The organism is Eisenbergiella sp. OF01-20, from assembly GCF_003478085.1.
Classification (GTDB): domain Bacteria; phylum Bacillota; class Clostridia; order Lachnospirales; family Lachnospiraceae; genus Eisenbergiella.
Window position 1 is genome coordinate 103,158 of the sequence record NZ_QUES01000011.1, and the last position, 12,514, is coordinate 115,671.

13 protein-coding genes and 1 pseudogene are annotated in these 12,514 nt (G+C 49.9%); 5 read left to right on the forward strand and 9 right to left on the reverse strand.

What is annotated here, in order from left to right; all coding sequences use genetic code 11:
- The first annotated feature begins 44 nt into the window (after nt 1-44).
- From DXA36_RS14700 to DXA36_RS14720, 5 genes and pseudogenes are all read left to right on the forward strand, one after another.
- Nucleotides 45-620, forward strand: coding sequence for a helix-turn-helix domain-containing protein (locus DXA36_RS14700; RefSeq protein ID WP_243114660.1), 576 nt, complete (start codon nt 45-47; stop codon nt 618-620).
- Between the two features lie 450 nt (nt 621-1,070).
- Entirely contained in the window at nt 1,071-1,586 is a 516-nt protein-coding gene (locus DXA36_RS14705; protein ID WP_118680279.1) for a sigma-70 family RNA polymerase sigma factor, read from the forward strand.
- Nucleotides 1,587-2,110: 524 nt separating this feature from the next.
- Nucleotides 2,111-2,341, forward strand: coding sequence for a helix-turn-helix domain-containing protein (locus DXA36_RS14710; protein WP_040412913.1), 231 nt, complete (start codon nt 2,111-2,113; stop codon nt 2,339-2,341).
- A 106-nt stretch (nt 2,342-2,447) separates the two neighbouring features.
- Nucleotides 2,448-3,728 (forward strand): annotated as a pseudogene (locus DXA36_RS14715) (tyrosine-type recombinase/integrase).
- A 163-nt stretch (nt 3,729-3,891) separates the two neighbouring features.
- On the forward strand, nt 3,892-4,437 hold the full coding sequence (locus DXA36_RS14720) for a GrpB family protein (protein WP_330425038.1): 546 nt from the start codon (nt 3,892-3,894) through the stop codon (nt 4,435-4,437).
- A 122-nt stretch (nt 4,438-4,559) separates the two neighbouring features.
- Here DXA36_RS14720 and DXA36_RS33570 read toward each other — a convergent pair whose 3' ends face one another.
- From DXA36_RS33570 to DXA36_RS14760, 9 genes are all read right to left on the reverse strand, one after another.
- Entirely contained in the window at nt 4,560-4,796 is a 237-nt protein-coding gene (locus DXA36_RS33570) for a hypothetical protein (protein WP_243114661.1), read from the reverse strand.
- 44 nt (nt 4,797-4,840) lie between these two features.
- Complete coding sequence (locus DXA36_RS33575) at nt 4,841-5,137, reverse strand: hypothetical protein (RefSeq protein WP_243114662.1); 297 nt, start codon at nt 5,135-5,137, stop codon at nt 4,841-4,843.
- Between the two features lie 196 nt (nt 5,138-5,333).
- The gene (locus tag DXA36_RS14730) at nt 5,334-6,263 is read right to left on the reverse strand and encodes a class I SAM-dependent methyltransferase (protein WP_118680339.1); all 930 of its coding nucleotides are present in this window, start codon (nt 6,261-6,263) and stop codon (nt 5,334-5,336) included.
- A gap of 17 nt (nt 6,264-6,280) precedes the next feature.
- A complete protein-coding gene (locus DXA36_RS14735; RefSeq protein ID WP_118680281.1) occupies nt 6,281-6,922 on the reverse strand; it encodes a class I SAM-dependent methyltransferase in 642 nt (213 codons plus the stop codon).
- Between the two features lie 121 nt (nt 6,923-7,043).
- Nucleotides 7,044-7,616: a hypothetical protein gene (locus DXA36_RS14740; protein WP_118680282.1), complete on the reverse strand. Its 573-nt coding sequence runs from the start codon at nt 7,614-7,616 to the stop codon at nt 7,044-7,046.
- Nucleotides 7,617-7,910: 294 nt separating this feature from the next.
- Nucleotides 7,911-9,020, reverse strand: a complete 1,110-nt coding sequence (locus tag DXA36_RS14745; protein ID WP_182479080.1) for a C45 family autoproteolytic acyltransferase/hydolase — start codon at nt 9,018-9,020, stop codon at nt 7,911-7,913.
- A 332-nt stretch (nt 9,021-9,352) separates the two neighbouring features.
- A complete protein-coding gene (locus DXA36_RS14750) occupies nt 9,353-10,381 on the reverse strand; it encodes a hypothetical protein (protein ID WP_118680284.1) in 1,029 nt (342 codons plus the stop codon).
- Nucleotides 10,382-10,552: 171 nt separating this feature from the next.
- On the reverse strand, nt 10,553-11,458 hold the full coding sequence (locus tag DXA36_RS14755; RefSeq protein ID WP_118680285.1) for a carbohydrate ABC transporter permease: 906 nt from the start codon (nt 11,456-11,458) through the stop codon (nt 10,553-10,555).
- Between the two features lie 18 nt (nt 11,459-11,476).
- On the reverse strand, nt 11,477-12,433 hold the full coding sequence (locus DXA36_RS14760; RefSeq protein ID WP_118680286.1) for an ABC transporter permease: 957 nt from the start codon (nt 12,431-12,433) through the stop codon (nt 11,477-11,479).
- Nucleotides 12,434-12,514 lie beyond the last annotated feature (81 nt).

The window sequence follows — 12,514 nt, forward strand, 5'->3', positions numbered from 1 at the left end:
AGTATCTTGATCCGCATGGCCCCCGACCTGTCGGCAGCCGCAGCATGGCTGGCAAAACAGAACAATTTCCTGCTTGCCGTCCTTTTTTTAGACGCCTCGGACTTCCTGCCTCCCTTGAAAATCCTCCGCAGTCTGACAAAGGCCCCGATTCTGGTCATGCGCCACCGATACGACGGCGCGGAAAAAGTCGCCGCCATCGAAGCGGGCGCGGACGAGTACATCCAGTGGCCCGACACCATCCCGGAGGGCGTGGCGAGCTGCCGTGCGCTCATCCGCCGCTACACCGAGCTGAACCGGCAGGACGACAAGCAGCTCAATATCCTGTCGCGCGGGAGCATCTTCATCAGCGTGGACTATCACAAGGTTTTCATCAATACCCAGGAGGTGGTGTTTCCGCGCCGGGAGTTCGACCTGTTCTATCTGGTGGCGTCCAATCCGGGCCGCGTGTTCACCCAGGAACAGCTTATGAAAAGATTTGGAGCGGCGACTACCTCCCCACCGAAAACAGCCTGCACTCCTGTCTGCGCCGGATTCGGCGGAAGCTGGAGGCGGCGGGCGCGCCCTGCACGATACAGAATACGCGCGGCGTGGGCTACTGCTTTCTGCAAGAGGAACCATGAACCGGCAAGAAGCGGCTTAATCCTTGAGATTAAGCCGCTTTTGCGTCGCAACTTGCGTTATTTGCTTATCTCCTGACAGCCTGCGGTCAGGCTGTTGACAGTTTCTCCCAGTATACTTCCCCTTGAGACAAAAGGGGAAACGTGGAGAGCGCGACGGCTGAACACGGTGTCCCCAACACGGGGGGACAATTTTGCAGGGGACAAGCACAGGAGGGGAAAACTGAAAACAGAATCGAGCAGGCCAATCAAGCGCCGCAATCCTCAAGGGGAATGCGGCGCTTTTTCATTCGACACAATGCGTCTCGTGCCGCCGTATCTCTCCCGCAACTTGCATACTTCTTCCAGTTCCGCCCAAATGCAGACGGGAGGGCCGCAGCCGCTTCCCCTGGTGCCGCTCCCCGCCTCCGTATCAGTCCGCAACGACCCAAGACTGATACGGAGGAAAGGAAAATGTTTGATAACAGAAGCGATTACGCACAGAACAAGCGCGACAAAGATAGCATCGTCTACATAAGCGTCACCGGCCCCGTCCGGCTGACCCGCGCCGACTTCCCCAGCGAGGCCGAGTTCCTAAAATGGAAACGCTGGTCTGACGGCAATTATCACGCCGCCGAAAAAGCGGGGCGCTGCCATAGCGACAACTGCCTCCCCTTGATGGCGGAATACCTCGACCTCATCGCGTCCGGCCCGTCCGTAGAGGACGATCTGTTCCTGCGGCTGGCCGAAGCCGAGCGCGCCCGAACCCGTGCCCTCCAGATGGTGCAGATCAGAAGCTGCCTGACACAGAAACAGTTCCGCCGCCTTTGGCTGCTGTGCGTGGAAGAAATGAGCGTGGAGGCCGTTGCTGCGGCGGAGGGTGTGACCCATCAGAATGTGTCCAAGTCCATCATCAAGGCCAGAAAAAAACTTCAAAAAATTTGGGCATATAAGGAAAAACAGGGTGCGAAACCGCCCTTCAAAACGTGAATAGTGAAGGACATGCTTTCCCCCTCCTTCACTGTACCATGAAAATTGAATAGACGGTATTGCAGGCACAAAACCCGCGTGATAGCGGGCAGGGCGCGCCGCCAAGACGATAGCTTCAGGAGGTGGATGGACAAGCTATCTGAGCGATCTACGAGGCCCTGCACCCAGGGATGGAATCCTGGGGCGCGACGACAGCGCGGGGGACAATGAAACTTTCTCACGACCCCTCACAGACTTGAAGGGGAACCCTGCCGCATACGCCAGCCCCACGGGGCAGCGGTGCGGCGGAGTTATGACAGTCCCGCCAGGGACGGCCTGCAATATCCCCCGCGCCATCTTTATGGCGCATCGCCGGGGGCGCGTGGCAAATACGGCGGAATCGTTGAAATTGAATAGGGACAGCCGCGCCGAAGTGTGCCGTATGTTATGACGGCTCCAACCTTTTGGCGCGGCTGCTTCCTTTTCTCAAATACAGGAGGCATCACTATGACGAATATGATTACCGCCCTTCCGGGCGCAATAGATTGGGAAACACGGCGGCCTGCACGAGCAGGATCGGCCTGACGATAGACGAGGCCGCAGAGTATACGGGCATCGGGCGCAACACACTCCGGCGTCTGGTGGGCTGGGGGAAAATCCCCGTCCTGCGGATTGGGCGCAAGACGATTATCCGCGCGGATGTCATGGACTATTTCATGCAGCTCAACCAGGGTCGCGACCTGCTGGAGTGTGAACAGGTGCGCGCGGCGGATTGAGTTTTCTCTAAACTTCAGCGGCAGAATTGAAGCCTGTGCTGCCTTTTGCTATAATGAAAACAACACATCACAACAGCTCCATTTGCCGCATGGAAAGGAGCACGTTATGGCAAAAGGTTCTGTTTAAAAAAGGGAAAGAAGTGGTACTATCGCTTTTACGTTGAAGATGAAAGCGGCAACCGCGCCCAGCACGAGTTCCCCGGTACAAAGAGCAAGAGTGAAACGGAATCCATGCTTCGCAAAGCAATGGAGGAATACGAGCGGACGCAGTTTCTCGCTAAGTCTGAAAACCTCACGCTGGGCGGCCTGCTGGACAAGTGGATAGAGGAAGATTTGAAGCCGAGCAACCACAGCAACGGAACGGTCGATGCCTACATCGGCGTGGTCGGGCGCATCAAGAAGCACCCCATCGGGAATCGGAAGCTGAAAAAGGTAACGGCGGAGCATCTGCAAGCCTATATGGACTTGTTGAGCTTGGGCGGAACCAGCCCGGACGGGACGGCGGCGGAGCCGTTGATCATCGGCTATCTGAGGCAGTATTCAGCGGTCTTGCGCGGCGCTTTCCGCTTCGCCGTGTTCCCGAAAAAGTACATCTCTTTCAACCCGATGGACTATGTGACATGGAGAGGAACCGCCGACGAATACGAGCTATTCGCGGACGAGTGCGGCGAGGAAAACCCAATCCCGGTGATTTCCTATGAGCAGTATCAACTGTTGATTGACTTTCTCAAAGGAAAAGAAAACCCGGCCTTGCTCCCTATCCAGATCGCGTACTTTACGGGCCTGCGCATCGGCGAGGCGTGTGCTCTGACATGGCAGGACATTGACCTGAAGGAACAGTGTTTGACGGTGCGCCGCAGTATGCGCTACAACGCCTCCCGGCATAAGATGGAGATCGGGCCGACCAAGCGCAAGAAAATCCGCACGGTGGACTTCTGCGACACCCTCGCCGCCATCCTGCGGGCGGTCAAGAAGGAACAGCTCGAAAGCCGCTTCAAGTATGGGGCGCTGTACCGCCAGAATTACTATCTGGTCGTCAAGGAGAAGAACCGCACCTATTACGAGCTTTACACCCTGCCCCGGAGGGCTACAACGAAGTCTCTTTTGTATGCCTGCGGCCCGATGGGGCCTATGAATCCTCCAGCACCGTCAGCTCCATGTGCAGGACGGCAAAGAAGAAGCTGGAGGACATGGACGACTTCCATTTCCACCAGCTCCGCCATACATACACCAGCAACCTGCTCTCTGGAGGCGCTGCCCTAAGGACGTACAGGAACTTTTTGGACATGCCGATGTGAGCACCACAATGAACATTTACGCCCATGCAACCAAGGAGGACAAACGAACCTCCGCGCGGCTGCTGGATAAGGTGGTAGGCACGGTTTGAGAAAAGTTTCCCTTATTTCTTCCCGCAAGGGAAAAAACAAGGGAAACAGGTTTTAATGGAGGGGCGAGACACCCGGAAACATTAGTGTTTACGGGCATTTCAGAAAATCGCTCCTACAAATACAAATTTATGAGGTTGAAATATAGGAAAATTATTATCAGAAATGACATTGGATGAATTGTGGGAACTGTTTCCTATCATTCTTTCTGAACATAAAGCATTTTGGAATGATTGGTATGTTGAAGAAGAAAAACGAATAAAAGCATTTTTACCGATAAATAATGCACGAATCAGTCATATCGGAAGTACGGCTATTCATAATATATGGGCAAAACCTATCATTGATATTTTACTGGAAATACGTGAAACTATTTCTATGGAAACGGTAAAAGATATGTTGGTTGATAATGGATATATTTGTATGTCGGAATCAGATTGCCGAAAGTCATTTAACAGAGGTTATAACAGTGAAGGATTTGCAGAAAGGGTTTTTCATTTACACTTGCGATACCGTGGAGATAATAACGAGTTGTACTTTAGAGATTATTTGAATGATAATCCCGATGTTGCTAAAGAATACGAAACATTGAAGCTTTCGCTATGGAAAAAATACGAGCATAATAGAGACTCTTATACCGATGCTAAAAATGAATTTGTTGAAAAATACACTGTAAAGGCAAAAGAGAAATATAAAAATCGTTATGCGTAAAATTTCCGTTTGTTTTAATTTGATATGCCTTATTGATAAAAAATCGATAAAAAATGTGTACTTAGTCAACAAACTAAAATAGTGCGGTGGGGTAAGTGTTATCTATCCCGCGGCACTGTTTTTCAATGCTCCACGTCCTGCGCCCTGCGGGGTTGCTGTTCCCGCTGTTCCTGCCGCAAGATACGGTAAACGCTCTTGCGGATTTGCTCGGCTTCTTTCACCTCGTCTTTAAGTGCAAGATACCTTTGATTGAGCGTTTTTCGCTCGGCGGTCAGCTTGGCATACTCCGCTTTCCATGCCTTTGTCGGTAGGGCGGTCTTGCCGTTCATCACGCCTTTGAGGCAGCTGTGCACCGCCACGAATAAGGCTTGCTCTGTATCCGGTAACGCCTTTTAGCCCTTCTTCATGTAAATGTCAACTTGCTCGATATGCTTTTAAGCGTAGCCAAACGCCGTTCAATGGGTTTCAGCTTATCCCGTATATCCATCTGCTCCCCAATCATGGACGAAAACTTTTCATCAAGTCCCGCCATGTCCATGATGTTGTTGGCGGTGAGGAAGTTCAGCATATTTGCTGCGTCTTTGAGGTTATACAGCGATTGCGAATAGCCGGCTTTCCCCGCCTGTGCCTTGCGCCTTAGAATGTCCTGAATGTAGTCCGCAAGGATAGGCGTTTCAGTGTTGGCGGCTTCTTCTGTCAACCAGTCACGCAACTTCCCGATACGCGCCTTTAACTGGCGCACCATTTTTTGAAATAGGTGGGTTCCTCTCAGTTTTCCGTTATCCGAACAAATTTAATTCTATTCCAAACAGCATTGGAACTGCCACGGCTCTTTTATACCTAGCATCTTCTTTCCCCTCACTATAGGACGCAAGGTCCCGGCCCTCCCGCCAAAGCTATACATCACCCTTAGCCAGCAGATTATCTTTTCCCATACCGCAGACAAATGGATTTCTGTCATACTCATAGCAAAAATCCAGAAAATCCGAACGCTGTACGGGATCATTCATCATTTTTACAAGCAGCTCACGGGGTATCGTCCTCGCATAAGCCCCCGGCCCAGCCAGTTCCACATTTTTTACACCGAAGCTTTCAAGGACAGTCTTTAATTCATCCGGCATGAATGCATATGTGATACACCAGGGGGCGCCGCCCTTTTCATACTCTGCGATCTCCTCTTCGCCGCCCATAAGGCCGTCCGCCATCTGTTTTTCCGCAATGCTTTTATCAAAGGTGAAAGACCGGATAGCGCTGCTTTTATTGGCAACACACCATTTCACCCAAGGGTCCTTGCAGTTTTCATCCAGAATAAACTGATTTTTCTGCAGCGGATTCGCCAGATACGGAAGGTATCCCAAACGGCTTGATACACTCAGGATGATGCGCTTTCCGGCTATCCGCACAAGCTCCCCTATCACCTTTTCCTGATTGGGATATGTATAGGAAACCGGAGCGTCGAAGGAAATAACCAAATCAAATGCCCGGTCGCCAAAGGCACTCAGATCTTCCAGGGCGCCTTTGATAAAGGTGATATTTTCAAGGACACCGGCTCTTTCCGCCAAATCTTTTGCTTTATCCAGCATAGGCTGGGATATATCGAAATGCGTAACCCTGCAGCCTTGTTTCGCAAGCAGAATGGAAAACCTGCCGCAGCCCGCCCCGCCGTCAAACACGGTACTTATCCCCTCCAAATTATGAAGAAGTTCTCTTTCTATATGGCTTTTCTGTATAATGTCGTCGATAAAGGTTTCTTCCCGATGGCTTTCCCGTTCCCCTTTATCCGGTAAATTCCACAAACGCTCCGCTATCTTCCTGCTATAATCCATATGCCCTCCCCCTTTTATCATCTACAGCCCGCTCCTTCCTTCTGCTCTTTTCTTGCTTTCAGAAAACAAAGAGGCATCAGCCCTCCGTATAAAACAGCATGCTTCACCGTGTGAAACCCATGCTCCGAAACAAAAGCAATCAATTCTCCTGCGTTCCATTTGTGATACGTATGAAATCCGATTGCCTCCATCATCCGGATTTTTACCTTCGGCATTTTCCCCTCGATCCGTACAAAAGTGGGAGCATACAGGATTCCGCCGGGCTTCAACACCCTGTATATTTCCTCCAGGGCCTTTGCGGGATACGGCATAATATGAAGTGCATTGGCAATAACCACGGCATCAAAGCTTCCGGGTGCATAAGGCAGCGACGTGGCATCCTGCACGGAAAAAAACAATCTGGCGGAATGGGATTTCTTTTTTGCCTCCTCCACCATCTTTTCCGAAAAATCCGTTGCCTCCCAGTGCTTTACATATTGGGACAAGGCAAACGTTAGCTGCCCGGATCCGCACGCAAGCTCCAGCACATCCATATCCCGGTTCAGATCCGGCTTTATCTGCTCACATATAGTGTCATAAAGTTTATGGCTGTTCTTCATAAAAGGGCCATAAAGAAAAGCCACCTTTTCCCAGAATTTTTTATTCGCATTGCCGTTCATATTATTCCTTCTTCCTGCATCGCTTTATGTTAGCTTTCTCTAACCTTTTCCCATAGCAACATCCACTCTCTTGCCAACCGGATGGCTCCTCAAGGTACAGATACAAAAACGAATGCCGTCTTTATTCCAGAGGAGCGGCAGTAACTCCCACATTCAGCAGGAAGCTCTCCAGGATTTCTTTGTTTTCCAGGTACAGTTCCCGGGAGACCGTACAGGTCACAACATAATATGCATAATCAAATCCAGGTATGGTAAGGGATATGTATTCTTCCACGACAGCTTCCTCCGTGTCCTCCATCCCCTGGTTCCTATACCGTTTTCCAAGCAGACCGGTGTTGGTGATAAAATCCGTCCCTGCTTCTCCCTCCGGCTCTTCCGTTTCATAGGAACCGGACACCGTAATTTTACCGGCTTCGTTTCCTTCTATATAAACCGTAAAGCCCCATTCATGGCTTTCCATTTCATCCCCTGCGTTCAGCTTTTCATAAGTGCTGTATGTCCATCCTGAAGGAAGCGTCATATAGATTTTATCCACAAACCTGTGATGTACGAATGTGTGCTCGATTACCGTTTCTTCCTCCACGGCACTCTGTCCGTTACTCATAACCTCCGCACTTTTGTTACCCAGACAGCCGGTAAATCCTATCAGGCACACGATCAGTATAACCAGTAAAACCCCATATTTATTCCGCAAACTGTAACCCCCTGTTTTTTTCCGTTTATGTTACTGTTACAACGATTCCCTACCGTCACAGTTATTGCAGAAATCCGTCCAAATCGTCTCCGGCGATAGGATTTATGCACTCCTGAACCACTTTCCTACCATATTATAACAAGTCAGTTACCCCTCCGCAAGTGCCGGATCACCAAACTTAAAACAGATTGTAACCGTTCGTTACCGTTCAGGCAGGTCTGCGCAGTAAATGCGCAGACCACAGAAAACACAGCGGACACCGATCAGAGCATGTTTGAAAAGTTCGCTGTAGTACTAGGCCGGAAGAGGTTTACAGGCAAAAAATTCAGGGTTGGGAGTCTCCCTTTGTACTTCCTTCTCTTCCGTATGGTTTCCTCGTTTTTCCGAAACACGATAATCCGTCCAGCCGTTTGTTTCCTGTCCCAGCCAGCAGATGCTGTACCGTTTTTCCGCCGTATCCAGAATCACGGTTTTAATCGTCCCGAAGCCTTCTTTATAGTAAGGTACCGTCATTCCTTCCGGGTATTTTTTCAGCATAAACTCCCGGATTTCCTTTTCTGTAAGGCAAGCCTTCTTTTCGGCAAATGCGGCAAGCTTATCCCGCCGGACTATGGAATTTTCCATCGCGGCAGGTTCCCGGGCCACCAGGCTTTCCAGAACAATATGGTTGGTTCCGCATAAATACTGGTTTCCTCCCTGCGGCCCGATGCAGGCGTACGCCTTCTCCCCTTCCATAGTCTCAAACAGGATGCCTGTCCCGCCGCCATCCGCCAGATACAGATTGATGTTATAGGCGATGGGCATCTCCATCGCTCTTTCCAACGCTTCTTTTGCATCGGCACAGTTCTCCAGCAGGCTTCTGATAACGGCCCAGAACTGCAGTCCTTTCAGCGCAGGAGCACGCATGCCCGGCATATTGCTTACGGGGAACCCGCAGGAGGACATGGAAACAGCCAGCCCTTTTTCATTAATCCCTTCCGTTCTTCCGAATTCCGCAATGGATCCGGATATATGGGCATACTTACCCGCAGGGGCGGTACGGTACAGCTTCAGATCCTCTTCCTCCAGGGTGAACTCATAATTCCTGGCAATCTTGGTATGGCCGTCATCCGTTTTCTTCCCGGTGAGGATCAATCCGGAACAGCCCGGAAGCAGATAAGTCATCCAGGTATAGGCAATATCCTGCACCGCGATGCCGGCCTCCTGCGCATACCCTTCCAGCTCCTCCCGTATACCGGGGCAGTATCTGTCATACAGCCTAAGAGCTTCCTGCAGATCCTCCTGTGTGAATTTCTTCGGGGCAGGACTATATACAGGCTTTGCCCCCGGCTGTCCGGCAAGCTGTTTTCCGATTTCCCGGTAAGTCCCTTCCAGTTCCCAATAACCTACTTGTTGTTTTTCCATATAGCGATTCATCCTTTCTTTCCTCCGCTTTGTCGGAAGCGGGCAGGGCTGTGCTCTTGTGGGGGTTTCCTGCTTCTTCCGAAGCCGGACCCATTGTAACCGTTCACTGCCTTCACAGCTGCTATCCATTTTACAATTCCACGCATTTTTAATCCTGTCACTTTCTGCACAGAATTGTCTGCCGCCCCATGTCTCAGATATGATGCACCGGCTGCCGGAAAGCTGTATTTGCACTTCTGCCCCTCCATTGCGGACATGCACCTGACGGGTGCACACAAAAAAACTCCGGCAGAAATCTGCCGGAGCCAGGATTGGTATATGCCGTTTATGTATTACACCCCTGTTATATCAATGGCATGCAGGTACGCATCCGAACCGCGCATACAATTTACCGAAATCTTCTTTCCGCTGATCAGTACCTTGCAGTTATTAAGATTCTTTACCGCATCCAGTTTAAGCTCCATGGAACCCTGGGGGGTACTCAGATACAGCATGTTTTCATCAGATCTGCTTTCCACCGTTCCGGTAACGGTCACTGCGGACGAAGAATCCATCGTAACAGAAGAAGGATCGTTCTTTTCGCCTGTAAGAATGGTAGCATGCAGGTACGCATCCGTACCGCGGTAGAAATACACTGTCAGTTTTCTTCCCGGGGTAAGAACCATCCCTTTGCTTGTATCCGCGTTGTAATCAATCACAAACTGCATCTCCCCTTCTTTCGTAGACAGATACAGCAGATTATCCTTCGTATTGCTGCCGACCGTTCCTGAAACTGACATATATGCGGAATTGTTGGGGGAATTTGTGGTTGCTGACGTGTCGGAAATCGTTATCGCATGCATATAAGCATCGGAGCCTCTCGCACAGGTAATCTGATAGGTTTCCCCCAGTACAAGAAAAGAAACACCATTTAAGCTGGTGGTCGTATCCAGCTTGATTTCCATATTCCCCTGTTTTGTCTTAAAATATATGAGTTCATCCGTGGTCTTGTCCCCTATGGTACCGGTTACCGTAACCGTCGTGGAGGAATCAATCGATGCATTGGAAACCGGCGCATCCGTGGTAATTTTAACCGCATGGAGATAGGCATCGGAACCGCGGGAAACCGAAACGCTGATTTTCTTGCCCGGGAGCAGTATCTTGCAGGCGCTGGTATCCGTTGTGCTGTCCAGCTTAATCTCCATATTCCCCTGCTTCGTGGAAAGCCGGAGCAGTTCGGAGGTTGTCCCCGATAAAATCGTTCCATAAACGGTTGCAATAATCTCATCCGCCTGTACCTCAAGACGGTTTACAGGCGTTATGATAAGCCCCAGCATAAGGCAGATTGTCAGACACAGTTTTGCGATTCCGCACTTTTTCATAACGGTACCTCCTTTAAGCAGTAAAAAAATCCGTAAACAATAATAACCTGAATTTATCATATAATATTTAATCCCGAAAAGCAATAAAAACCTGGAATTGCGGTGTTACGGGATACGATATGTATTTTTATCGGGATATTATGAGGTACCGCTGTAAAAAAGATAAAACCATCAGCCCTTGACGGCTTCGATCATCACTCCTTTTACGAAATATTTTTGTACAAACGGGTAAATACATAAGACAGGTACGGTGGTGAGTATGATGGTGGAATATTTAATGGATTCCGCGAACTGGTTGACCTGATCATTTTCCGCTGCTGCGGAATTGAGAACGTTGGAATTGGCTATCAGGATTGCCCTCATAATGTTCTGGATCGGAAGTTTATCATTATCCTGCAGATAAATAGAAGCATTGAACCAGGAATTCCAGTGCCCCACGCCGTAATACAGCAGGAGCACCGCCATGGTAGGTTTGATCAGGGGGGCGACGATCCGGAACAAGATGGACAGGTCATTTGCCCCGTCTATGTACGCCGATTCCATCAGGGAATCCGGCAGAGCCTCGATAGCGGTTTTGCATATTATGGAATTATATACGCTCATGGCTCCCGGCAGGATCAGGGCAAACAGGGAATTATACAGGCCCAGGCTGCGGATGTTCAGATAGGACGGGATCATGCCGCCCGAAAAAAACATGGTAAACAGGATTAAAAACTGGACAGCCGGCTTGCACATCATTTTTTTCGCGGCCATAAAATATCCGGTAAACAGCGTCAGGAGAATATTGAGCGGCAGGGATACGCACAGCACGATCAGGATATTTTTATATCCCGAAAGCAGCAGGGGGTGTGTCAGGGCCAGCTTATAGGCGCCCAGTGTAAATTCATGGGGCCACAGTATCATTCCCGGGTGGGAGATCAGATATGTGTTGGAGGTAAAGGATGCACACAGCACATACCAGATGGGATATAAGGTCACAATACACAGCAGTATCAGGATAACCGCGTTTACTGCGGCAAATACCCTGTCTCCCCGGGATTCTGTTTTTTGCAGTCGTTTGGAATAGCTTTTATTCATGTCATTGTTTCCTCCCTGTCAGAACAGGCTGGATTCGGTGGATTTCTTGCTGACGGCATTCGTTATCAGCAAAAAGGCCACATTGACCAGCGTATTAAAAAGCCCGATAGCGGTTGATTTGGAATACATGGGGGTACCGCTGGTGGGAAATGACAAGCGGTAGGTATAGGTGGAAATCACATCCGCCACATCATAGGTGGAGGCATTGTACAGCAGCAGGATTTTCTCATAGCCTACATTCAGGATATTTCCCATACGCAGGATAAAAAGGATCATGATCGTGGGGAGCAGGCCGGGCAGCGTGATATGAAGCATCTGCCGGAACCGGTTAGCACCGTCCACGCGGGCCGCCTCATACTGCTCCTGGTCAATGCCGGCCAGCGCTGCCAGGTAAATAATGGAATCCCATCCGATTTTCTGCCATATATCCGACACCACATAGATCGTCCTGAAATAGCCCGGATTCACAAGATAGTTCTCCGCTGTTCCCCCGAAAAGGGAGGCTATCTGCCCGAAAAGGCCGTCCTGCATACAGAATATTTTCACCATCGCGCACAGGACCACCATGGAAATAAAATACGGCATATAGGTGATCGTCTGTACGGTTTTTTTGAAAGTCCTGTGACGCACCTCATTTATGAGAAGTGCCAGAAGGATCGGCGCAGGAAAGCTGAATACGATTGTCAGCCCGCTGAGCAGGAAGGTATTCTTAATCACACGCGGGAAATAAGGATCGGTCACAAAATTGGCAAACCATTTGTACCAGGGATTGGCCCAGGACGATCCCTGGATCCCCCTTGTGATTTTGTAATCCTTGAAAGCTATGATAAGGCCGTACATGGGTTTATAGCAGAACAGGGCCAGATAAACCAAAACCGGAAGGATCATGATATATTTCCACTTATTCATGTTCCAATCCCTGCGCAGCCTTTTTCCGAGCATTCCGGCACCGCTTTTTGCAGCATCAGCATTCATATGTGTTCTTCTCCTTTCAAAGTGCATAAAACCGGACAGCAGCGAAAGACATGCGTCTTTCACTGCTGCCGCAAGCTCTCG

Coding starts and splice junctions, on each gene's coding strand:
- DXA36_RS14700 (WP_243114660.1), top strand. CDS start 45: ATGGCTGGCAAAACAGAACAATTTCCTGCTTGCCGTCCTTTTTTTAGA.
- DXA36_RS14705 (WP_118680279.1), top strand. CDS start 1,071: ATGTTTGATAACAGAAGCGATTACGCACAGAACAAGCGCGACAAAGAT.
- DXA36_RS14720 (WP_330425038.1), top strand. CDS start 3,892: ATGACATTGGATGAATTGTGGGAACTGTTTCCTATCATTCTTTCTGAA.
- DXA36_RS14730 (WP_118680339.1), bottom strand. CDS start 6,263: ATGGATTATAGCAGGAAGATAGCGGAGCGTTTGTGGAATTTACCGGAT.
- DXA36_RS14735 (WP_118680281.1), bottom strand. CDS start 6,922: ATGAACGGCAATGCGAATAAAAAATTCTGGGAAAAGGTGGCTTTTCTT.
- DXA36_RS14745 (WP_182479080.1), bottom strand. CDS start 9,020: ATGGAAAAACAACAAGTAGGTTATTGGGAACTGGAAGGGACTTACCGG.
- DXA36_RS14750 (WP_118680284.1), bottom strand. CDS start 10,381: ATGAAAAAGTGCGGAATCGCAAAACTGTGTCTGACAATCTGCCTTATG.
- DXA36_RS14755 (WP_118680285.1), bottom strand. CDS start 11,458: ATGAATAAAAGCTATTCCAAACGACTGCAAAAAACAGAATCCCGGGGA.
- DXA36_RS14760 (WP_118680286.1), bottom strand. CDS start 12,433: ATGAATGCTGATGCTGCAAAAAGCGGTGCCGGAATGCTCGGAAAAAGG.